General features: G+C 43.4%; 19 protein-coding genes, 1 tRNA gene and 1 pseudogene. 13 read left to right on the top strand and 8 right to left on the bottom strand.

Features of this window, described 5'->3' with window-relative positions; all coding sequences use genetic code 11:
- Positions 1 to 406: 406 nt before the first annotated feature.
- Together L6E24_RS11230 and L6E24_RS11225 are read left to right on the top strand one after the other, a co-directional pair.
- On the top strand, positions 407 to 607 hold the full coding sequence (locus L6E24_RS11230) for a hypothetical protein (protein WP_257742067.1): 201 nt from the start codon (positions 407 to 409) through the stop codon (positions 605 to 607).
- Between the two features lie 10 nt (positions 608 to 617).
- The gene (locus L6E24_RS11225; RefSeq protein WP_257742066.1) at positions 618 to 1,724 is read left to right on the top strand and encodes an FIST signal transduction protein; all 1,107 of its coding nucleotides are present in this window, start codon (positions 618 to 620) and stop codon (positions 1,722 to 1,724) included.
- Positions 1,725 to 1,797: 73 nt separating this feature from the next.
- Here the strand turns inward: L6E24_RS11225 and L6E24_RS11220 are convergent, their stop codons facing one another.
- Positions 1,798 to 3,564, bottom strand: a complete 1,767-nt coding sequence (locus L6E24_RS11220; protein ID WP_257742065.1) for a DUF2070 family protein — start codon at positions 3,562 to 3,564, stop codon at positions 1,798 to 1,800.
- Positions 3,565 to 3,644: 80 nt separating this feature from the next.
- Here L6E24_RS11220 and L6E24_RS11215 point away from each other — a divergent pair, with 80 nt between their 5' ends.
- The gene (locus L6E24_RS11215) at positions 3,645 to 4,151 is read left to right on the top strand and encodes a pentapeptide repeat-containing protein (protein ID WP_257742064.1); all 507 of its coding nucleotides are present in this window, start codon (positions 3,645 to 3,647) and stop codon (positions 4,149 to 4,151) included.
- Between the two features lie 86 nt (positions 4,152 to 4,237).
- Here L6E24_RS11215 and L6E24_RS11210 read toward each other — a convergent pair whose 3' ends face one another.
- The 3 genes from L6E24_RS11210 to L6E24_RS11200 form a co-directional block, all read right to left on the bottom strand.
- Positions 4,238 to 4,519, bottom strand: coding sequence for a hypothetical protein (locus L6E24_RS11210; RefSeq protein ID WP_257742063.1), 282 nt, complete (start codon positions 4,517 to 4,519; stop codon positions 4,238 to 4,240).
- Between the two features lie 12 nt (positions 4,520 to 4,531).
- Positions 4,532 to 5,248, bottom strand: a complete 717-nt coding sequence (locus tag L6E24_RS11205; protein WP_257742062.1) for a TIGR00266 family protein — start codon at positions 5,246 to 5,248, stop codon at positions 4,532 to 4,534.
- An 80-nt stretch (positions 5,249 to 5,328) separates the two neighbouring features.
- Positions 5,329 to 6,447, bottom strand: coding sequence for a nicotinate phosphoribosyltransferase (locus L6E24_RS11200; protein WP_257742061.1), 1,119 nt, complete (start codon positions 6,445 to 6,447; stop codon positions 5,329 to 5,331).
- A 217-nt stretch (positions 6,448 to 6,664) separates the two neighbouring features.
- Between L6E24_RS11200 and L6E24_RS11195 the strand changes: the two genes are divergently transcribed.
- Positions 6,665 to 7,333 carry an MTAP family purine nucleoside phosphorylase gene (locus L6E24_RS11195; RefSeq protein WP_257744022.1) on the top strand — a complete coding sequence of 223 codons (669 nt, stop codon included), beginning with the start codon at positions 6,665 to 6,667 and terminating at the stop codon, positions 7,331 to 7,333.
- Between the two features lie 121 nt (positions 7,334 to 7,454).
- The gene (locus L6E24_RS11190; RefSeq protein ID WP_257742060.1) at positions 7,455 to 8,780 is read left to right on the top strand and encodes an amidohydrolase; all 1,326 of its coding nucleotides are present in this window, start codon (positions 7,455 to 7,457) and stop codon (positions 8,778 to 8,780) included.
- A gap of 62 nt (positions 8,781 to 8,842) precedes the next feature.
- Here the strand turns inward: L6E24_RS11190 and L6E24_RS11185 are convergent, their stop codons facing one another.
- On the bottom strand, positions 8,843 to 10,543 hold the full coding sequence (locus L6E24_RS11185; protein ID WP_257742059.1) for an AMP-binding protein: 1,701 nt from the start codon (positions 10,541 to 10,543) through the stop codon (positions 8,843 to 8,845).
- A gap of 93 nt (positions 10,544 to 10,636) precedes the next feature.
- Between L6E24_RS11185 and L6E24_RS11180 the strand changes: the two genes are divergently transcribed.
- From L6E24_RS11180 to cls, 6 genes and pseudogenes are all read left to right on the top strand, one after another.
- Positions 10,637 to 10,823, top strand: a tRNA-Trp gene (locus tag L6E24_RS11180).
- Between the two features lie 93 nt (positions 10,824 to 10,916).
- Complete coding sequence (locus tag L6E24_RS11175) at positions 10,917 to 12,107, top strand: bifunctional 5,6,7,8-tetrahydromethanopterin hydro-lyase/3-hexulose-6-phosphate synthase (RefSeq protein WP_257742058.1); 1,191 nt, start codon at positions 10,917 to 10,919, stop codon at positions 12,105 to 12,107.
- A gap of 135 nt (positions 12,108 to 12,242) precedes the next feature.
- On the top strand, positions 12,243 to 12,458 hold the full coding sequence (locus L6E24_RS11170; protein WP_257742057.1) for a type II toxin-antitoxin system HicB family antitoxin: 216 nt from the start codon (positions 12,243 to 12,245) through the stop codon (positions 12,456 to 12,458).
- Positions 12,458 to 12,691, top strand: coding sequence for a type II toxin-antitoxin system HicA family toxin (locus L6E24_RS11165; RefSeq protein WP_257742056.1), 234 nt, complete (start codon positions 12,458 to 12,460; stop codon positions 12,689 to 12,691). Before L6E24_RS11170 ends, L6E24_RS11165 begins: the two co-directional genes overlap by 1 nt.
- 100 nt (positions 12,692 to 12,791) lie before the next feature.
- Positions 12,792 to 12,980: pseudogene (locus L6E24_RS11160) on the top strand (bifunctional 5,6,7,8-tetrahydromethanopterin hydro-lyase/3-hexulose-6-phosphate synthase); the annotation flags it as partial.
- A 337-nt stretch (positions 12,981 to 13,317) separates the two neighbouring features.
- On the top strand, positions 13,318 to 14,802 hold the full coding sequence (gene cls / locus L6E24_RS11155; protein ID WP_257742055.1) for a cardiolipin synthase: 1,485 nt from the start codon (positions 13,318 to 13,320) through the stop codon (positions 14,800 to 14,802).
- Positions 14,803 to 14,878: 76 nt separating this feature from the next.
- Here the strand turns inward: cls and L6E24_RS11150 are convergent, their stop codons facing one another.
- On the bottom strand, positions 14,879 to 15,742 hold the full coding sequence (locus tag L6E24_RS11150) for a PHP-associated domain-containing protein (protein ID WP_257742054.1): 864 nt from the start codon (positions 15,740 to 15,742) through the stop codon (positions 14,879 to 14,881).
- A gap of 512 nt (positions 15,743 to 16,254) precedes the next feature.
- Here L6E24_RS11150 and L6E24_RS11145 point away from each other — a divergent pair.
- A complete protein-coding gene (locus L6E24_RS11145; RefSeq protein ID WP_257742053.1) occupies positions 16,255 to 17,055 on the top strand; it encodes an ABC transporter ATP-binding protein in 801 nt (266 codons plus the stop codon).
- The gene (locus tag L6E24_RS11140; protein WP_257742052.1) at positions 17,048 to 18,454 is read left to right on the top strand and encodes a hypothetical protein; all 1,407 of its coding nucleotides are present in this window, start codon (positions 17,048 to 17,050) and stop codon (positions 18,452 to 18,454) included. Before L6E24_RS11145 ends, L6E24_RS11140 begins: the two co-directional genes overlap by 8 nt.
- Positions 18,455 to 18,609: 155 nt before the next feature.
- On the opposite strand, the gene L6E24_RS11135 is transcribed toward L6E24_RS11140, so the two are convergent.
- Together L6E24_RS11135 and L6E24_RS11130 are read right to left on the bottom strand one after the other, a co-directional pair.
- Positions 18,610 to 19,002 carry a type II toxin-antitoxin system PemK/MazF family toxin gene (locus L6E24_RS11135; protein WP_257742051.1) on the bottom strand — a complete coding sequence of 131 codons (393 nt, stop codon included), beginning with the start codon at positions 19,000 to 19,002 and terminating at the stop codon, positions 18,610 to 18,612.
- Entirely contained in the window at positions 19,002 to 19,604 is a 603-nt protein-coding gene (locus L6E24_RS11130) for a Panacea domain-containing protein (RefSeq protein ID WP_257742050.1), read from the bottom strand. The genes L6E24_RS11135 and L6E24_RS11130 overlap by 1 nt, the downstream gene beginning before the upstream one ends.
- Positions 19,605 to 19,616 lie beyond the last annotated feature (12 nt).

Below are 19,616 nucleotides of genomic sequence, written 5' to 3'. Positions count from 1 at the left end.
TTGGCTAAAGACCAAGGGGATTTACGCTAAATTTTTAAAATAAAATTCCACATACAATAGACCACACAAATACATTCCTTTTTTTGTCGCAGGGCACTGCTGCGACCCATTGCATAACAAAATTACCGGATAAACCGGCATTGAATCAGGCAAACAGCCCGGACATACGGGTGAAATATCAGACAGATTATAAAAAACAGCAAGGCAGACGAAATGTGCTGACAAAACAGTAAGATAAACCCATAACTATTTACAATATGGATCATCCAACAATAAAAAACCAACAAAATACAGCCCCAAACAGCAATATTTTCTGAATTTAAGACCACATAACAGACATAAAGCATCCAAATCAGAAAAGGTCACACATAAATAGTATTATCCTCACCTTAAAATAAGGTAGATTATGACCGGAAAAATAATCGAACTCATTGACAAAGTTGTTGAGTTAAAATCAGGTGGCAATCCCACACTCGCCAACACAACGAGAACAAAACTGCTTCTTAAGGGAATAAACCCAAAAAAGTATGACAGCCAGTCAGAAGATGACCCTGAAGTCATTGATAAAGTAAAATCTGTAGCAAAAGAGATGGGAATTAAATTATAAGGGAATAATCATGAAAACGTCAACAGCATACTCGGAAAAACCAGATATTAATGATGCAGCTGAGGAAATAAGGGGGATTTTTTCAGGAATAAACCCAAAGATGGTGATTTTCTTCTCATCATCAGCCTACCCGGCGGAAGAGACCGCCAGAGCGATGAAGGAGAAATTTCCGGATGCATCCGTCATCGGATGCACAACATCAGGAGAGATAATAAGTGGAAAAATGCTGAGAAATTCCATCGTTGCAATGGCATTTCCGGAAGGAATGATCTCAGACATCGCCCTTGAGATAGTAAAAAATCCGGGCGACACACAGAACACTGAAAAAGCGTTTGAGTCCTTCGCCCGGCATTTCAAAAAACCCATGTCAGAACTCGAATTTGAGGATTACGTCGGCATCATTCTCGCTGACGGCCTATCGAATTCAGAAGAGAAGGTCATGGACAAAATAGGGGACCTCACAAATATAACATTCATAGGCGGATCTGCCGGAGATGACCTTAAATTTGAGAAAACTTACCTCTTTGCAGACAAAGAGGCATATACAGATGCAGTCCTGCTGGCAGTAATAAAACCTGCAAACGGATTTGAGATCATAAAAACCCAGAGCTTCACTGCACTTGACAAAAAGATGACTGCCACAAAGGTAGATGAGGAGAACAGAACAGTCATTGAATTCAACGGAAAACCTGCCGCTGAAGAGTACGCTGCACAGCTTGGCACAGATGCTGAAAAACTGCCGGAATATTTCATGAAGCACCCTCTTGGCGTAATTACGGATGATGACATATTTGTCAGAAGTCCTCAGCAGATTGCTGGCAGTGCAGTAAAATTCTACTGCAATATCATTGAGGGAATGGAACTTAACATCCTTGAATCAGATGACATCGTACAGAGCACAAAAGAGGATGTCAATGCCAGGCTCTCAGAACTGAAAGAGATATCGGGCCTGATTAACTTTCACTGTATCTTAAGAACCCTTGAACTTGAATCCAAAAACCAGACAGAAGAGTATGCCAGAATATTTGAAGGCATCCCCGCCATCGGATTCAGCACATATGGCGAGGAGTATATCGGTCATATAAACCAGACATCAACAATGCTCGTATTTAAGTGAAAAACCCATTCCCTTTTTTTCAGACAGCCATAAGATTATAATTATCCACATTTCCGGTGTAAACCGGAATTATTCAGATCAGCAGGACCATATAGACAAGAACCGTGGTCAGCAGTGAGAGGATAAGAATAATCACAGCAACCGGAATTAAAAGACCTATCATAGCTCCTGCCGAACTTGCAAGCTGAGAGATCTTATGCGAACCAAACACCTTTATCCCGTCACACCATGCAGTCGAACCGGCAACCTCTGACGGCGCAAGATCAGCTGTCGCTCCCCTTACAGCAGCAAGAATATACTCTGAAAAGTCTTCAAAAGGCACAGCACCGCCAACGGGATTTTTTCCGGAGACAATATTGACAACATGGGTATCAGTCGTCATAACCTCACAGGCATCAGCATCAGTCTCACTGACAACAAGGTCAATTATCCTCTCCCTAAGCCCGCTCACCATATTATTCCCGTCAAAGATGAGATAAACAGAGATTTTCCCACCCGCACGGACTGCAAATGCCTGAATACCGAGATCACCAAATCCACGCTCACGCCCGAACGGAAGTTTAACAGCGAAAATTCCGGTCTCAAAGCTGAAAGTATCCATCCCGTGCATACTTCCGGCAGCCACTTCCGCAGTACGCATATACTCAATGGCCTTTTTTGAACCGGAATGAACTGCCGGAGCAATATCTTTCATACTGTTATGCCCGTCAACAAAGGCAGTATTCCTAAAATATCTCCGCCCGCCCTCCATAATGGCAAGGCCGACTGAGAAGTCGAGATCATCAGTTATCTCAGGAGAGCGGGAGGCAATAATCAGGAGTGAGTCGCCAAAAACCTGTGCAGTTGCATGGACAGGCTTTTCATCAAAATGAACCATGCGGCTTGCCTTTCCGGAAAATACAAGATCCTTTCTGGTATCTTCAACCGCATCAGCAATCTTTGATATCTCATCAGAGGATACAGGATTGAAGTCATGTGTGGCAGCACCATGCGGTACAACAGTATTTTTTCCAAGAAGACCATTCAGAATAAACGGGAGATTACTGCCACCGATCTCACCCAGAGGGCCGGGATGGACATTGGGCACTGTAAAGATAATCTCATCCCTGCCCTCCCTTTTAAAGAACAGTGTCACCTGCGGGACAAAAACCTCCTCGCCAAGCTCTGAAAATATCGCATCAAGAGCCTTAGAACCGTCATTCACATGCGCCATAAAGGCATTTGCCATTCCAAGGGCACTCACACCAAAACTCATCTTAAGCGGCCTTTCAATGAGCCAGACGATGAGAAACATACCGCCGCCGAAGAATAACTGAAGCAGAAATGTAAAGGCGAAGAACTCATCCGGAAAGAATATTGTGCCCATAAATCCGGCAAAGAGGCTCTGTGAAAATGCCGGGAAGAATACATGGGAGAACCTGCTGTCGGCAAGGACAAGAAGGGCAATTATTCTTAGGGAAAATACAGCGGCGATTGATATCGCAAAGAAAAATTCAAGATCATCCCAGAATATTGTAAGCGGAAGAAAGGAGAATATAATGCTCACACCGACGCAGGCAGCAGAGATAAGGGCAGACCAGTTACGGCTTATCTTTCTGCCATATGATGAGAGCAGAAAATTGGTCATGAAAACCGAGAAGATTCCCGGCAGAGTGAAGCATGCTATGCCAAAGAAGGGCAGGACAAAATTCTCACTCTTCATTGTGAATATACCGGCATATCCGAGCAGATCAATGCAGATTCCGGCAAGTATAATGAACAATACAGACTTCTTCCAGTCCTGCGGTGTGACAATGAGGCGTGACAGCCCCTCAAGCCGGCTCTCCTGTGAACATCCCATAATATCCCTGATAATCAGAATAGCTTCCACAAAATAAATAAATTGTCAAAGTAATCTAATGATATGAATAAGGAGGAAGCATGGAAGAAAAAAGCCTGTTTAAGTTACTCATAATTGCAGTTGCCCTTCTTGCAGTATCTGCAATTGGCAATATCGTCCTTTATACCTCGTTTATTGATGCACAGGATCAGTCACCCATATACCAGGTCTCCGGCAGTACAGTTGTGAATAATAACGAAAATACTCCAAAGGAACTGTCATATCTTGATTATTCCGGCACTATGATGGAGGGTGCCGACCTCTCAAACGCTGCCGGGTATAAAGCAGTCTTCACCGGAGCCGACCTCAGAAATGCTGACCTGCACGGTGCAAGATTTACACTTGCAGACTTTTCAGGGGCAGACCTCTCAAATACAGATCTTATAGGTGTTAAATTTGATTATGCGAACCTTAAAGGAGCAAACCTTCAGGATGCCGACTTAAGATATGCAGATCTCCGGGGCGCAGAGCTTGACAATGCCGACCTCACAGGAGCCATCATTGAAGGAGCAGATATACGCTGGGTAACAGGCAATTTTACAAGGTAAAGGCTGAAAGTAAGCATTCTTCCGGCAATAACTCCCGACCTGAAAAATGCAGGATATTCCGGGAAAAATATTAAAAAAAAAAGATTTTATTCCTCTTTTCTCTTCTTCTCGCCCTCAACAGACTTAACTGAATCCATACTGTAGTCTCCGGCTTTGGTTGTTGTGTCTTTCATGATATACATCGGAATAGCTATAATTCCGGTGAGGAAACACGCAGCAATCGTAATTAACAGGACCACAACCAATGCAATAAATGCCCCTAAGAGTATGAATTCAAGGAAATAAAGGACGAAAAGAAGAGCCAGAATCACCAGAACAGCAATGAGGAGTATTCCTCCTGCCCTTGAAGCTCTGGTATTGCTCTCCATAGACATAACCTCTTAGATATTAAATCCAAATCCGCCGCTGTCGCCCGAAGAACTGCTGGTCTGCGGCATAAACGGATTCAGCGCACTTGCAAGCTGCGGCAGTGTCATCGACTGGATATAAACCTTTCCAGGACCTGTAAGCGTTGTAACAAAGAACCCTTCTCCGCCAAAGAGTGCAGTCTTCACACCACCTGCCGCCTGAATATCATACTGAACTGAAGGCTCCCATCCGACCACGTGTGCAGTTGAGACTTTATACACCTGTCCAGCCTGAAGGTCAACTTCAACAATGTCTCCTGCTGCATGGCAGAATACAAGACCGCTGCCGGAGAGGTGCTCAAGAATGAGACCCTCTCCGCCGAAGAATGTAGAACCAAGCTTCTTCTGGAGTGCAATCTCCCATTTTACGTCCTCTTCCGCACACAGGAAAGCGTCCTTCTGAACTATTAGATCGCCGTCAGCCATATCGCGGGTGATAATCTTACCCGGACAGTTACCCCCGAATGCCACATTGCCGGGGCCGCCTGCGCTTGTGAAATGCGAGACCATGAAGGACTCACCGGCAAGCTTTCTCTTAAGCCCGGTAAAAAGTCCGCCCTGAAGCTTTGATTCCATATTGATATTGCCGCTCATATAGACCATTGCGCCGGCCTCGGCGTAGATCAGCTCACCGGGATTTATTGCAAGGTTTACAAACTGTAGATTGTCTCCGATTATTTTATAGTCCATTTTCTCACCTGAAAATAGATTTAATCTCAAAATATATGTTAATATCCCCAATTCAGGGAATGAAAAATATGTGATAAAAATCAGGCAGACTTCTCAAGATATGTAAGAAGCCTTGCCCTTGACTTGTTCATATCCGGAAGCGAGAGTATCTGACCTTTCCGGATAAAATTTTTCAGCATGGCTTTTGCACCTTCAGGAGGGGCATCTCCCGCAGGAAGGAGAAGATGTACGCCATCCTCAAACTCATATATCTCCTTCACACCGCTCTTCTTACCTCTTTTTGATACCGGAACTCCCTCTGTTTCAATAATATCCAGTGAGAAATCAACGACAGGAGCATTGGCAATCGCACCGCCTACACCAAAGGAGTCCACGATATCACGGTATTCTAAAACATCCTCAGCAGTCAGACCTCCGGAGAGAAAGATCCCGACATCCTTAAAACCATTCACATCAAGCTCCCACCTGACTTCCTCAATGATACTCCTCATATCCCCTTTCCTTGACCTCGGTGTATCAAGACGGACAGATGCTGCACCGGCCCTCGCCGCTGAAAGCGCCTCCCTCTTCTCATCACAGAAAGTATCACAGAGCATTGTCCTTGAAACCTCAGGCGGAGCGTGCCGCATAAAGGCATTCCAGGCATCAGCAGGTTTGTCAAAGCACATCACATAGGCATGGGGCATAGTCCCTGCAAGCGGAATTCCCGCAGGGGCCGAGGTATTGCTCACACCTTCAACACCACCCACCCATGCGGACCGTTCAATCATTCCGGCAATGGCCGGGTGCTGCCTTCGTGAGCCAAAGGAGTACACCGGAACATCGCCGGCACATATTCTGATCAGGGCAGCGGACGATGCAACACCGGAAGCATGGCAGATCATGCCGAGAAGAGCGGTTTCATAACGGGCAAAATCCCTGTAATTTCCTGAAATCCTCATTACAGGCTCACCGGGATAGAAGACACTGCCTTCCGGAATGGCATATACATCAACATCCAGTCCCTCAAGAAGTTTTAAGGCATCATTTAAGCCGCAGAAAACACCCCAGTCATTACAGAGTGAAGAAGCTGTTATCTCAACAGTTACGGCCGGATTTTTGTCCTCAATCGTTAAAATATCCTCAGTACGTATAAAATATATATCAGTGGACTGCCCCGACTTAATCTCTTCTTCACCGACAATCTGAAATATTCCCATAAAAAGAGATTCAACCAGATTACAGATTAAATCTTCTGTCAGATTCTGCAACAAAAACCCACAGACTTTCAAAAGTCAGTAGAGAATAAAGGCATAAAAAGAGAGACAGACAAATATATCAGAGAATTACTGAACTGTGAATCAGATATAAAATAACAGAGATTCACGGAACAGAGAGCAGTTCAGATCAATATTATAATTTACAGGATAAATGCCAATGCTTGGAATAATCGGCGGAACAAGTCTTCTCTATGCAGACATTCCCAACCTAAAGAAAAAAACGGTGTGCACACCATTCGGCCCGGCCGAAGTATATCTCGGCGATATTGCCCTCCTGATGAGACATCAGTTCAGCACCCCGCCGCACAGAATCAACTTTGCCGCAACAATATCGGCCATGAAACTGTGCGGGGTTGACAGAATACTCTCAATAGGCTCAACAGGCTCACTAAAAAATGAAATCGCACCCGGAATGTTTGTAATTCCGGACGACTACTTCAGCTATGCAGACATCCCGACAATATTTAACAACAGTATCGGCCATGCGGCAACCTCGCTGGATCTGGATATGAGGTGCAGACTGCATGAGATAATTCCGGATGCGGTTATGGGCGGCACATATGTCCAGACAGCCGGGCCGAGATTTGAGACCCATGCCGAGATAAGAACACTGAAGAGTGTGGGAGATATCGTCGGGATGACAGTTGCAAGCGAGGCAACCATTGCAAACGAGCTGAAGATCCCATTTGCAGCCCTCTGTTCGGTTGACAACTACTGCAACGGCCTCTGCCATGAAGAACTCAGCTATGAGGCTATACTGGAGAGGTCAAAGGCCGGAAAAGAGAGGATAGAAAAGACAGTCAGAGAGATTACAGAGAAACTCTGAACCGGAATTATACCGGTTATTGCAGCAGGAATCCTTCTCCTGTACCTGTAATCCAAAAACTTTTCAGACATATTATTAATTCCGGATATAAATAGCTTAAACAAATAATGGAAGTTATATTATGACCCCTGACTATCTTGATGATGATATTTTTAAAGGCAAAATGTCTGTTTTCCTGAAAGATGCAAAAACTGCTGACGGAAAGAGAGGCATACTGATAGACGAAGACGGAATCATTGCAGCTGTTGGATTTAAATCCGACAGAAAACCTGAAAATGAGGCAGACATTGTAGTTGAGGCCTCGGATATGATTGCAGTGCCCGGTTTTGTAAACACACACACACATGCGGCAATGTCACTTCTGAGAGGATATGCAGATGATATGCACCTTCAGGAGTGGCTGTCAGAGAAGATCTGGCCGCTTGAGGCGCACCTTCAGGCTGATGATGTGTACTGGGGCACAAAACTCGCCTGTATGGAGATGATCAGAAGCGGAACGGTTGCATTTAATGACATGTACTTCTTCATGGAGTCAGCTGCAAAGGCGGTTGATGAGACCGGAATGAAAGCAGTGCTCTCACACGGGTTCATTGATTTTGGTGACGCTGAGAAGAGGGAGAATGAGATTAAGGCAACAAAAAACCTTGTTTCACATATAAAATCGCTCAACAACCCACGTATCAAAGCGGCTGTCGGCCCTCATGCACCCTACACAGTCTCAAAGGATGCACTGAAATGGTGCGCCGGTTTTGCAGAGAAGGAGGATATACACCTGCATATTCACCTGAGCGAGACAGAACAGGAAGTAAAGGACTGCATTGAAGCAAACAAAATGCGTCCGGCACAACTCCTGGATGAATGCGGATGCCTCTCTGAAAGAACAGTTGCTGCACACTGCTGCTGGCTTGATGAGGAAGAATGCAGTCTTCTCGGAAAGAGAGGAGTTTTTGTATCCCACAACCCTGCAAGCAATATGAAACTTGCAGTCAACCGTGCAATGCCATACAAAGACCTCAGGAATTCAGGAGTAAATGTAACCCTTGGCACAGACGGATGCTCATCAAACAACAACCTTGACATTCTCGAAGAGGCAAAATTTGCAGCCCTGCTCCAGAAGTTTTACTGGAATTCTGACACCATCCTCCCCGCCGGAGAAGCCCTTGATATGATCACTTCTTCCGGTGCAAAAGCGCTTGGCTTTGGAAACGGAAAGATTGAGGAAGGACAGTATGCGGATATTGTGCTGCTGGACAGAAAAACACCCTGCATGACTCCGCTCTATAATCCGGTCTCAAACATCATCTACTCAGCCGGAGCAAATGCTGTAAATACCGTCATCTGCAATGGCAGGATATTAATGGCTGACGGATACATACCCGGCGAGGAGGAGACCCTAAGACAGGCATCTGAGATTGCTAAAAACCTTGTATCAAGGTCAGATAAATAGCCGGAAATTCGGGCTCAGATAAATACTGATAATCAAAAAAAATATGTAATTTCTGCCTGAAATCAGGCAGTTTTTATATCCGCTTCTTTTTCAAGACCAAGCTCTGTTATCGAGATTTCCCTCATCTCACCCTTCCTGATCTTTCCTGAGACTGTCATAGGGAAGTCATCCACAAATTTGACATATTTCGGAATCTTGTATCTTGCAATCCGACCGTCGCAGAACTCCTTTAATTCCTCACCTGTCATTGTCAAGCCTTCATGCAGTTTAACCCAGGCCATAAGCTCTTCGCCGTATTTCTCATCCGGAACTCCGATTACATAGGCATCAAGCACCTTGGGGTTTGTATGCAGGAACTCCTCGATCTCACGCGGATAGATATTCTCTCCGCCGCGTATGACCATCTCCTTTAACCTGCCGACAATCTTGACAAAACCTTCCTCATCCATTATGCCAAGGTCACCCGTGTGATTCCATTTATCCGCGTCAATGGTATGCCTTGTGGCGCTTGGATTGTTGTAGTAGCATTTCATCACAACATAACCCCTTGCACAGATCTCTCCGGGTTCACCCCTTGGAACGATCTTCTGTGTGACGGGATCAACAATCTTAATCTCGACATGCGGGAATGTCCTGCCAACCGTTGATACCCTCATCTCAATAGGATCCTCGGTTGTTGTCATGGTAACTCCGGGAGATGTCTCAGTCTGGCCGTACACAATGACTATGTCACTCATATTCATCTTCTGATTTACAGCCTTCATTACCTCAATGGGGCATGGAGATCCGGCCATAATCCCGGTACGGAGGGTATCATACTTGTATTTGTTGAAATTCGGGTGCTTAAGTTCGGCGATGAACATTGTCGGAACACCGTGAACGGCTGTGCATTTCTCTTTGTCAATGGCCTTTAAGACAGCTTCCGGATCAAATGCCGGAGACGGTATAACCATAGTTGAACCGTGCGTCACACAGGCAAGGTTTGAGAGGACCATTCCAAAGCAGTGGTAGAACGGCACAGGAATACATAGCCGGTCCTTCTCGGTGAATTTCATCCCGTTACCTATGGTATAACCGTTGTTTAAGACATTGTGGTGGGTGAGGACGACACCTTTAGGATATCCTGTTGTCCCGCTTGTGTACTGGATATTTATTGGGTCATCAAAGGAGAGGGAATCACCGCGCTCAGTCAGTTCATCAGGGCTGATATTTTTCCCCTTACCGATGAATTCGTCCCAGGTGAACATGCCGTTGTACGGAACATCACCAAGGAATATGACATTTCTGAGGAATGGGAACTTTTCTGTGCTTATCTTGCCGGGCCTTGACTCAATTACATCAGGACAGGCCTCATACAGCATGCCGACATAATCTGAACTCTTAAATCTCCCCTGGAGTATGAGGGTGTTCACCTCAGCCTGCTTGAGCGTGTATTCAAGCTCAAATGTCCGGTATGCGGGGTTGATATTGACCATGATTGCGCCGCATCTGGCGCTTGCAAACTGGACAACTATCCATTCTGCATAATTCAGCGCCCAGATACCGACACGGTCGCCCTTGTTGACCCCTATGGCCATGAGACTAAGCGCTACTTCATCCACTTTCTCTAAAAATTCACTGTAGGTCCATCTGATATTCTGATCAACCGACACGAGTGCTTCAGTTTCAGGGTAGGAATTGCTGATTCTCTCCAGCATTTCGCCTATTGTCTCCCCGATGAGAGGTATTGATGAAGTACCATTAGCATAACTGATATTGGCCATACCTTATTACATTGGCTGATTAAAAAAATAAAAATGCCGGAGATTCATATCAAAATTTTTAAATGAACATATGTCATTATAGTATAGGCACTAGGGGTCGTGGCCTAGTCCGGCATGGCGACGGGCTCCAACGGTCTTTGCGTGTGATGAACAATGGGTCTACTGATTTGATGATGATCCGTTGGAGCGCTGATGTAAAAACCAATTGATGAGTTTCAGCGTGTGAGCATGCATATTCGGAGAGACCCGTCGATCGTGAGTTCAAATCTCACCGACCCCACCTTTTGTAAAAATTATTCCTTCAGAGACATCTGTAACTTAAGCATCTATTTTTACCATTAAAAACCATAATATAAGACAGGTAGGAAATTCAATGTATTTAGTAGGCGAAGCCCTGGAGGGCGAAGGTGCAGAACTTGCACATATTGATCTTTTAGCCGGCGAAAAGACCGGCCCGGTCGGCATGGCATTCGCAAACGCAATGTCACAGCTGTCACCCGGACATACACCACTTCTGGCAGTAATAAGACCCAATCTCTTAACAAAGCCTGCAACACTCATTATTCCTAAGGTAACACTTAAGACAGGAGCACAGGTCAATGCAATGTTTGGCGCAGTCCAGGCAGCAGTTGCAAAGGCTGTTGCAGATTCAGTTGAAGAGGGCGCATTCGGTGACAATAACATAGAGGATATTGTACTCCTCGTAAGTGCATTCCTTCATCCGGATGCAAAGGACTACAACAGGATTTACCGCTACAACTACGGTTCAACAAAGCTCGCAATCACCCGTGCATTTGCAGGATTCCCTGACAAAGAGACAGTTCTCAAAGAGAAGGACCGTGCAGGACACGCAGTTATGGGATTCAAGGTACACAGGCTCTGGGACCCGCCATACCTTCAGGTGGCCATGGATCTTGTTGACATGAAGTCTGTTGAGAGAGTCTTAACATCAGTGCCTAAGAATGACCATGTATTAATTGAGGCAGGAACACCTCTGATTAAGCAGTTCGGTCTCTCAGTAATAGGTGAGATCAGAAAGATCAGACCTGATGCATTCATCATCGCTGACTTAAAGACCCTTGATACCGGAAACCTTGAGGCAAGAATGGCAGCAAATGCATCCGCAGACGCTGTTGTTGTATCCGGACTTGCACCTGTGCCAACCATTGTCAAGTTCATTCAGGAAGCAAAGAAGACCGGCATCTACTCAGTCATTGACATGCTCAATGTCGATAAGCCGGCAGCTCTCATTGAGAAACTTGCAAAAGAAGGCGCAATACCAAGCATTGTAGAGATGCACCGTGCAATTGACGCTGAAGGCGATGACTACAACTGGGGCGACATTCCGGCAATAAAGGAAGCTGCCGGCGGAAAACTCCTTGTCGCAACCGCAGGCGGTGTCAGGCAGCATGTTGTTAAGGACGCACTTAAGGCAGGCGCTGATATTTTAGTTGTCGGAAGGGCAATTACAGCATCCAAGAATATCCAGAACTCGGCAGAGCAGTTCCTTGAAGAGATGAACAAGGAAGAGATCGACCAGTTCAGGATCATGACTGATTTCTGATCTGGAAAGACAATATTTTTTTCAGAACTTCTTTTTTTAGCTCCATTTACCGCAAATTTCGCCATAAATGGCATTATACTCTGTTTAGCAGAATGTATGAGAATTAATATAACGGAAAAACAAATACTCATAATTATGCGGAACTTAAAAATTATCGTTGAAAAACATGAAGATGGTTATATTGCATACCCCATTGGCCTGAAAGGGGTAGTAATTGGTGAAGGCGACACATATGAAGAAGCACTTTCAGACGTTAAATCTGCGATTGAGTACCACATAGAATCATTTGGAAGTGAGGTATTTGAAAATGAGGAGATACTGGAAACCTTTGTGGCAGAGGTTGCAGTCTGATGAAGTTTCCACAGGATGTACCAATTGCAAAAGCTCTAAAAACATTTGAATTACTCGGGTTTGTAACAGTCAGGGCAGGAAATCACATCTCAATGCAACGGAGTAATCCTGACGGTACAAAAACTCCGCTCACACTTCCCAATCATAGTAAAATTAAAGGTTCAACATTAAGGGTGATATGTAATCAGGCCGGCATATCAAGAGAAGAATTCCTGGAATATTATAATCAATGAGATAGCCGGGATGGGAAAATACTACATTCCCTCATCCTCTACACCTTAAATGGCAGTTTACAAAAGCAACAGGTCAACTGCCTTACCGCTAATATCAAATCTTCCTGTCGCAACCGCAGGCGTTGTCAGGCAGCATGTTGTAAAGGACGCACTTAAGGCAGGCGCTGATATTTTAGTTGTCGGAAGGGCAATTACAGCATCCAAGAACATCCGGAACCCGGCAGAGCAGTTCCTTGAAGAGATGAACAAGGAAGAGATCGACCAGTTCAGGATCATGACTGATTTCTGATCCAGTCAGACAATATTTTTAAAACTCATTTTTTAGATCTTTTCTCACCCATAATCAACACAACAGGAGTAATATGCTATTTTGAAGGATCTGTGAAACTGAACCTCTCTTTGAAAATACAGAGGATTACCTTAAAGCAGTATTATTCAGAAAAGTGAGATAACAGAGCAATATAACCGTCAGAATCAGCCGGGATATATTATATAACTGGCTCATAGCCAGCTGAAAAATAAGCATGCAACAGTCTCAGCAGGTTATGAAAAATAATTTCACTCATATTATATCCTTTGCAGTAAAATCACAATTATCAGTTATTTAATAGATATAACCGGCGGTGATGATAATAAATGAAATTATCCAGTTGATCTGGGATCTGATAATACCAATTATAATTATAGCAAATATGATTTTTGCTCTGGCAGTTGTTTTTATTGAGAGAAAAAATCCATCTGCCACAGTTGCATGGCTTTTAGCACTTATTTTCGTTCCGGTTATAGGATTTGTCCTCTACCTCTTTGTCGGTCAGAGTTTTTACCGTGAAAGAATGTTCCGGATAAAAAAAGAGGAAGATCAGGCAATTACAGAAATAATAGAATCACAAAAAAAGGAGCTTATTACAAAAGATCTTCCGGTGGAAAAAACACTGTATGATCCCTACAAACGGATGATTCTGATGCTTATGGAGAGCAACAGGGCTGCATTGACAACCAAAAACAGGGTAAATGTTTTTGTTGACGGAAATGATAAGTTTGCAGCTCTTCTAAAAGCTATCAGGAGTGCAGAAGACCACATCCACATGGAGTATTATATCTTAAAAGACGATGAGATCGGGCAGGAAGTGTTTTCTGCACTCACAGAACGTGCAAAGGCAGGTGTGACAGTCAGGTTCCTTGGTGACGGACTTGGGTGTGCAGGACCCAAAAAGACATTTTATGAACCATTTAAAAAAGCCGGGGGAAAATATGCCTTCTTCTTCCCATCCCTGGTAGCCATAAAACACCCCAGGATAAATTACAGGAACCACAGAAAAATTGCAGTAATTGACGGTAAAACAGGATTTATAGGGGGATTTAACATTGGAGATGATTATCTGGGTCGTATTCCGGAATGGGCACCATGGAGAGATACCGCTGTCGAGATCAAAGGCCACTCAGTAATGGCCATGCAGATAAGATTCATTCTTGACTGGAATTATGCCGCAAAAGATGAACAGATTGAACTGAAAGGAAGATATTTCCCGGAGATGAACGGAGATAAGACTGAAAACAGTGGCAATGTACCTGTTCAGATTGTTTCAGGAGGTCCTGATAACTACTGGAATCCAATAAAAGAATCCTATCTGAAGATGATAACCCTTGCAACAGAGTCAGTCTATATTCAGACCCCGTATTTCATTCCTGATGAGAGCATTATGGATGCCCTGCGAATGGCAGCTTTATCAGGAATAGATGTAAGAATAATCATTCCGTCAAAACCTGATCACCTGTTTGTTTACTGGGCAGGATATTCATATATCGAACAGTTACTTGATGCCGGAGTTAAAGCCTATACCTATAATGATGGCTTTATCCACGCCAAAACAATTGTCGTTGACGATGTCGCTGCATCCGTTGGAAGTGCAAACTGGGATGTAAGAAGTTTCAGGCTCAATTTCGAGACAAATGCCATAATGTATGACAGAAATATTGCAGGAGAGTTAAAGGAATACTTCTTAAAAGATCTCTCAGACTGCACAGAACTGACATCAGATCGCATTTTATCACTGCCAAAAATTACAAGATTAAAACTCTCAGTTTCAAGGCTTTTTTCACCCCTTCTCTGAGAATTATCTTTTTTCACCCGGAAGATACGTCCGGACAGCTATGGCATCATTCAGAATATCCGGAAGAATCCGGTTGTTATTTATTTGATCTGAAAACATCCTGCAATTTCTCTTTTTTAACAGAATAATGTGCAGAGAGGTATGATATTGTATATGGGACAAAACTCCATGCAATTACACCGGCTGTGGCACCTTTATTCAGGATACCACCTGATTTTCCAATGACAATGTTCTTCCGGTTCACAATTCCGGACAGGAACTCCTCAACCGTTTCACCGTATGAACCTGTTAAGACATTGCCTACATCAGGGAGGATATGGGCATCCGAACCGCCGGTAAAAGGAATGTCATTATTCCGGGCATAGTCCATTGATTTTTCATTTAAGCCCCTTATCATTCCGCCACAGATTGCTTCAATCCCGTCCAGGTGGTCCATAACTCCGGGGAGCATATTCTTATCAACACATTTTAAGACTCCACGGTTAATTCCGTAATATCCAAAGGGGTGTGCTGCAATTCTTAAACAGTCATATTGTTCTGCAAGAGTGAGGCATTTCATAACCGGCAGATTTTTTGTGAGAGCCGGACTTAATTCGGATTTTTCCCTGTTGAAATCATTATAAAAATCAGACAGGTCATCTGATGTATAAAAATATATGAGAAGATGAGGGCCTTCTTTGGTATCAAGTTCAATTCCGGGAATTATTAAGGTGTCACCCGCATATTTTTCTGCTTTTAAAGCACCCCCTATCTCATTATGGTCAGTTACCGAAAGAGAAATCCCTTTTTTTTCTGCATATCTTATAAGGTCCGGAATTTTTGTGAGTCCGTCTGAGTAGCAGGTATGAAGGTGCATATCTGCAGGGGTATATCCTTCTCTTTTTAAGGCTGAAATATCAGGTTTTTCAAGTTTTATCGGACTTTTTAAGGATTGTGTCATTTAGTTTTTCATTTCCTCTGCTCTTTTCCTGCGGGATGTAGCGGCCAATATTGCCAGAGATAATATTGTAGATTGTTTATAAAACAAAGGTGCCATCATAACTTATACCTTACACAACCAACAGCGATCCATATATTAAATTCAAACCCGGAATTGTGGCAGGTGCACCTGAATTCTCTTCTGCTTACAGCGGCACAGACAAATCACTAATAAAATTATTACTAATAAATTTATTAGTAAATTGAGACATTCAAACTAATGCGTGTAAAATAGATATTAATTCCCGTTTTTAGCGTGAATAACAGCAACAATCATATTATCACCAATTAATAATACAAAGTATCACAGTAATATCCAATAAAAATTTAAAATGTATTTTTCAGGATAAGACATAACATACTGCCCAATACAATTCCATCAGATACAATCATTTCACCATCTTAGCAAAAGGATACAAAAGTTACAAATGATGATGGGAGAATATAGAAGAAAAGATAAAAAGAGATTTCATCATGCCATCCGTTATTCTGACAAAAAACCTTACAAAAGTTTTCGGAGAGCTCAGAGCTGTCGATTCAGTCAGCCTTTCGGTTGAGAAGGGCAGCCTCTTCGGGCTGTTAGGCCCAAACGGCTCAGGAAAGACGACAATGATCAGAATGCTCACCGGACAGATGAGGGAGTCGTCCGGCTCGGCAGAGATTCTTGGAACTGACCCTGCAAAAGAGCCTGTTAAGGTCAGGGCTGCGGTTGGGATAATACCGGAACAGGAGACACCGCCGAGTTTTCTGACCGCTGAGGAGTATCTCTCATTTGCCGGAAAAATTCGTAAAATCGGAAATATTGAGGAGAAATCAGAATGGTGGTTTGAATACCTCGATTTTACGGATAAGAAGGATGTCTTATGCAAGGATCTCTCACGGGGAACAAGGCAGAAGCTTATGTTTGCACAGGCATTTCTCCATAATCCCGATCTCGCCTTAATAGACGAACCATTAATCAACCTCGACCCTGTCATGCAGAGGAAGGTAAAGGGATTTTTAAGAGATTATACCAATTCCGGCAAGACAATCTTTCTCTCAACGCACATACTTGAAATTGCGGAGGAGATATGCACCGATTTTGCAATTCTTCACAAAGGAAAGCTCCTCCATACCGGAAAAGTGACTGAACTAAAGGAAAAAGGCATTCATCTGGATGACTTTTTCATGGAGCTTGTGGAAAAGGAAATTGCAGATGAGATAATGGAGGGAAAAGGAAATGGTGAGAGGGAAGTTGGGGAGAAAGGAATTATAGGGGAAAAAAAGGATGCCTGAACTATTTCGTGCCATGTTTAAGGAAGAGTGGCGGATGCACTCAACACTCTTTGGAAGCCTGAACTTTGCCCTATTTCCGTTCATGATATTTGCAATCGCATTTATGGGTGCATTTCTGATACCGCTTGTAAGAGAGGTAATCGAGATAAACACCCTTGCACTGATAATACATGCCCAATTCGCACTTCTCGGAATAATGGTTGGATCGTTTGGACTTTTAGGAAAAGAGGTTATGAACCGGAGATTCGGGCAGGCAAGCCTGATTGCCTATTCAGCACGAAGCCTGCCGATATCTGAGAAGGTGATATTCTTAAACTTCATCGTTAAGGACATTGTATATTACTTCATCCTCTGGGTAATTCCGTTTGGATTAGGCTTTTTAATCGCAGCGCCATTCCTTGGAATTAACCTGTATTATCCTCTGCTTATCCTCCTGACAATTACACTCTCGTTTCTGACCGGACTCTGCCTTGTATTTCTTCTGTCATCGGTATATTCAAGGAGCAAAAAAGCTCTTCTTCTGCTGATTGCTGCAATGGCAATTGCTGCCGGACTTATGATATTTGGCACAGGCACAGAATTCTCCTTTCTCTTCCCTCCGCTGGCAGTATTTTATTCATTATCACCTGTAAACCTTGCAGTCTCAGTCCTTCTGATAATCGTCCTGTTTACCATTTCAATGATATTTTTCACGCCGGAATACCACAGTTCCGTTAAGCACTACAAAAACAGGTTTATTCCCATCTCCGAAAAACTTGGATTTTTAAGGGAGAATAACCTCGTGGCAAAGGACTTCATTGACCTGTACAGAAGCGGGGCAGGGATAGGGCAGACGCTCTTCTCATTTCTGCTCCCTTTAGGGATTATCTGGCTGATTCTCTCACTCATGGGGGACATTATCCCACAGGAGAGCCTCTTATTCAGTCTTGCGGTTGTAACCGGAGTTATATCCTCAACTATGTACACGTGGCTTACAGAATTTGACTCATTTGCAGCATACATCTTCCTTCCGGTCAGGACTTCGGACATCATCAAAGCAAAGGCCGAATCCTTCACAGTGCTCCAGATAATTCCGGTGATCTTTCTTGTGGCTGCCGGAACTTTATCCGGAATTCCGGGATACATACCAGGTGCAGTCGTGCTATGCCTTTCAGTCTCATTCTTTGCACTATCAGTTCAGATAAGGCTCTGCGGCCTTAATCCGGGCATACTCATCTACAATGTCAGGGTATTCCTGCTCTATATGCTTTTAATCGGCCCGGCTACACTGATTATGCTGGCACTCACATCCGCCGGCCCGGTATTTGCATATGCCGGAGTAATATTGCTAATCCCGGCATGGCATATGATAAATTCCGGGTTTAAAAAATGGGACAATACTGAGTTTGCAGGATTTTAAAATATTAGATCTTTGTGATTTTAGGACATTATACAGAAAATAAGAGACGTTTATCCACACAAAAAGTGACCGGGGAGCTATTTGCGATCCCTCAGGAGTTATCTACATAGTTGTCGGATTAACACCTGACGACATAAAAGCATAAAAGCATAAAATCAATACCCAATTATGTTAATCATGCGTTTCCTGACTTCATGAAGGTCGTGTTTATCAAGTGTAAAACGATAATCAGAGAAATATTCACGGTTAATTGTATAAATCTGCTCACACTTTATCAGCGTATTATTCTTTAGTTCCGGATATTTCTCAGGTTTAATCAGATAATGTGAGTAAATACGTGGCCTGTTATTAACTTCATCCCACATCTTAGACTTAACCGATGTCATCGGCACACAGATTATTGTTCTGTGATTTTCGTTAAGAAGTTTTCTTGGATTCATTACAACTGCAATATAATGAGGATCTTTCATAGTGCTCTCTGAAATTCCGGTGTGCCAGGTTAAATCAAGGAAAAATACATCGCCCTCACCCAGATTTCTTTTATCCATTAATCCGGCCTGCCCATTGATTCAGACTGAAGGTAAAGCATTTCCTCAGACACCATATCACAGGCATCATCTCCCGGATATTCAGTTACCCCTCCGGCATCTTTTGCAGCCCGAGTATAATAAAAAAAAGATTCAAGATCATCATATTCATATTCATCAAGCCGGAGTTTCTCTTTGGTTATAATATCACTGTTTTCTGCTTCTTTCCAGAGAGTAAATCTGTGAGTGAGATCACTTACTGACTGAGTACTGTATTTCTTCAGTGTCTGGATAATCAGATCAAACAATTTAATGTCATCTTCGGAGAATAGTGAAACATCAGATTTTTTTCTTGGTTTATACTGGTAAAGACAGTGTTCCGGGCCTATCTGCTCACAGGTTACACTCAGATATGCATTTGAATTATCTGTATATGAAAAACCAATATCAGGCACAGGACCGTTTGGGAGACGAATATATTCATCTTCCAGAAGTGTCTCTCCGGTCTGGTTAAATCTGAATAAATCCACAAAAAAAACAAATTTCATCAGCTTGGTTCTTCCAATCTCCGGATATCTCTCAATGGCATAGATAAGGGCATTAAGCTGTTTTTCAGTCTTCATATTCACACCTCA

It is taken from the genome of Methanoplanus endosymbiosus (assembly GCF_024662215.1).
In the GTDB taxonomy this organism is placed as follows: domain Archaea; phylum Halobacteriota; class Methanomicrobia; order Methanomicrobiales; family Methanomicrobiaceae; genus Methanoplanus; species Methanoplanus endosymbiosus.
The sequence above is the reverse complement of the archived record's forward strand: the minus strand, read 5'-3'. Positions and strand labels throughout refer to the sequence as shown.

What these genes read in the sequence shown, in the direction of transcription:
- L6E24_RS11165 (WP_257742056.1), top strand. Translation starts at nt 12,458, where the DNA reads ATGAAGTTTCCACAGGATGTACCAATTGCAAAAGCTCTAAAAACATTT.
- L6E24_RS11220 (WP_257742065.1), bottom strand. Translation starts at nt 3,564, where the DNA reads ATGGGATGTTCACAGGAGAGCCGGCTTGAGGGGCTGTCACGCCTCATT.
- L6E24_RS11130 (WP_257742050.1), bottom strand. Translation starts at nt 19,604, where the DNA reads ATGAAGACTGAAAAACAGCTTAATGCCCTTATCTATGCCATTGAGAGA.
- L6E24_RS11170 (WP_257742057.1), top strand. Translation starts at nt 12,243, where the DNA reads ATGCGGAACTTAAAAATTATCGTTGAAAAACATGAAGATGGTTATATT.
- L6E24_RS11225 (WP_257742066.1), top strand. Translation starts at nt 618, where the DNA reads ATGAAAACGTCAACAGCATACTCGGAAAAACCAGATATTAATGATGCA.
- L6E24_RS11195 (WP_257744022.1), top strand. Translation starts at nt 6,665, where the DNA reads ATGCTTGGAATAATCGGCGGAACAAGTCTTCTCTATGCAGACATTCCC.
- L6E24_RS11210 (WP_257742063.1), bottom strand. Translation starts at nt 4,519, where the DNA reads ATGGAGAGCAATACCAGAGCTTCAAGGGCAGGAGGAATACTCCTCATT.
- L6E24_RS11200 (WP_257742061.1), bottom strand. Translation starts at nt 6,447, where the DNA reads ATGGGAATATTTCAGATTGTCGGTGAAGAAGAGATTAAGTCGGGGCAG.
- L6E24_RS11215 (WP_257742064.1), top strand. Translation starts at nt 3,645, where the DNA reads ATGGAAGAAAAAAGCCTGTTTAAGTTACTCATAATTGCAGTTGCCCTT.
- L6E24_RS11175 (WP_257742058.1), top strand. Translation starts at nt 10,917, where the DNA reads ATGTATTTAGTAGGCGAAGCCCTGGAGGGCGAAGGTGCAGAACTTGCA.
- L6E24_RS11140 (WP_257742052.1), top strand. Translation starts at nt 17,048, where the DNA reads ATGCCTGAACTATTTCGTGCCATGTTTAAGGAAGAGTGGCGGATGCAC.
- L6E24_RS11185 (WP_257742059.1), bottom strand. Translation starts at nt 10,543, where the DNA reads ATGGCCAATATCAGTTATGCTAATGGTACTTCATCAATACCTCTCATC.
- L6E24_RS11205 (WP_257742062.1), bottom strand. Translation starts at nt 5,248, where the DNA reads ATGGACTATAAAATAATCGGAGACAATCTACAGTTTGTAAACCTTGCA.
- L6E24_RS11230 (WP_257742067.1), top strand. Translation starts at nt 407, where the DNA reads ATGACCGGAAAAATAATCGAACTCATTGACAAAGTTGTTGAGTTAAAA.
- L6E24_RS11135 (WP_257742051.1), bottom strand. Translation starts at nt 19,002, where the DNA reads ATGGATAAAAGAAATCTGGGTGAGGGCGATGTATTTTTCCTTGATTTA.
- cls (WP_257742055.1), top strand. Translation starts at nt 13,318, where the DNA reads ATGATAATAAATGAAATTATCCAGTTGATCTGGGATCTGATAATACCA.
- L6E24_RS11145 (WP_257742053.1), top strand. Translation starts at nt 16,255, where the DNA reads ATGCCATCCGTTATTCTGACAAAAAACCTTACAAAAGTTTTCGGAGAG.
- L6E24_RS11150 (WP_257742054.1), bottom strand. Translation starts at nt 15,742, where the DNA reads ATGACACAATCCTTAAAAAGTCCGATAAAACTTGAAAAACCTGATATT.
- L6E24_RS11190 (WP_257742060.1), top strand. Translation starts at nt 7,455, where the DNA reads ATGACCCCTGACTATCTTGATGATGATATTTTTAAAGGCAAAATGTCT.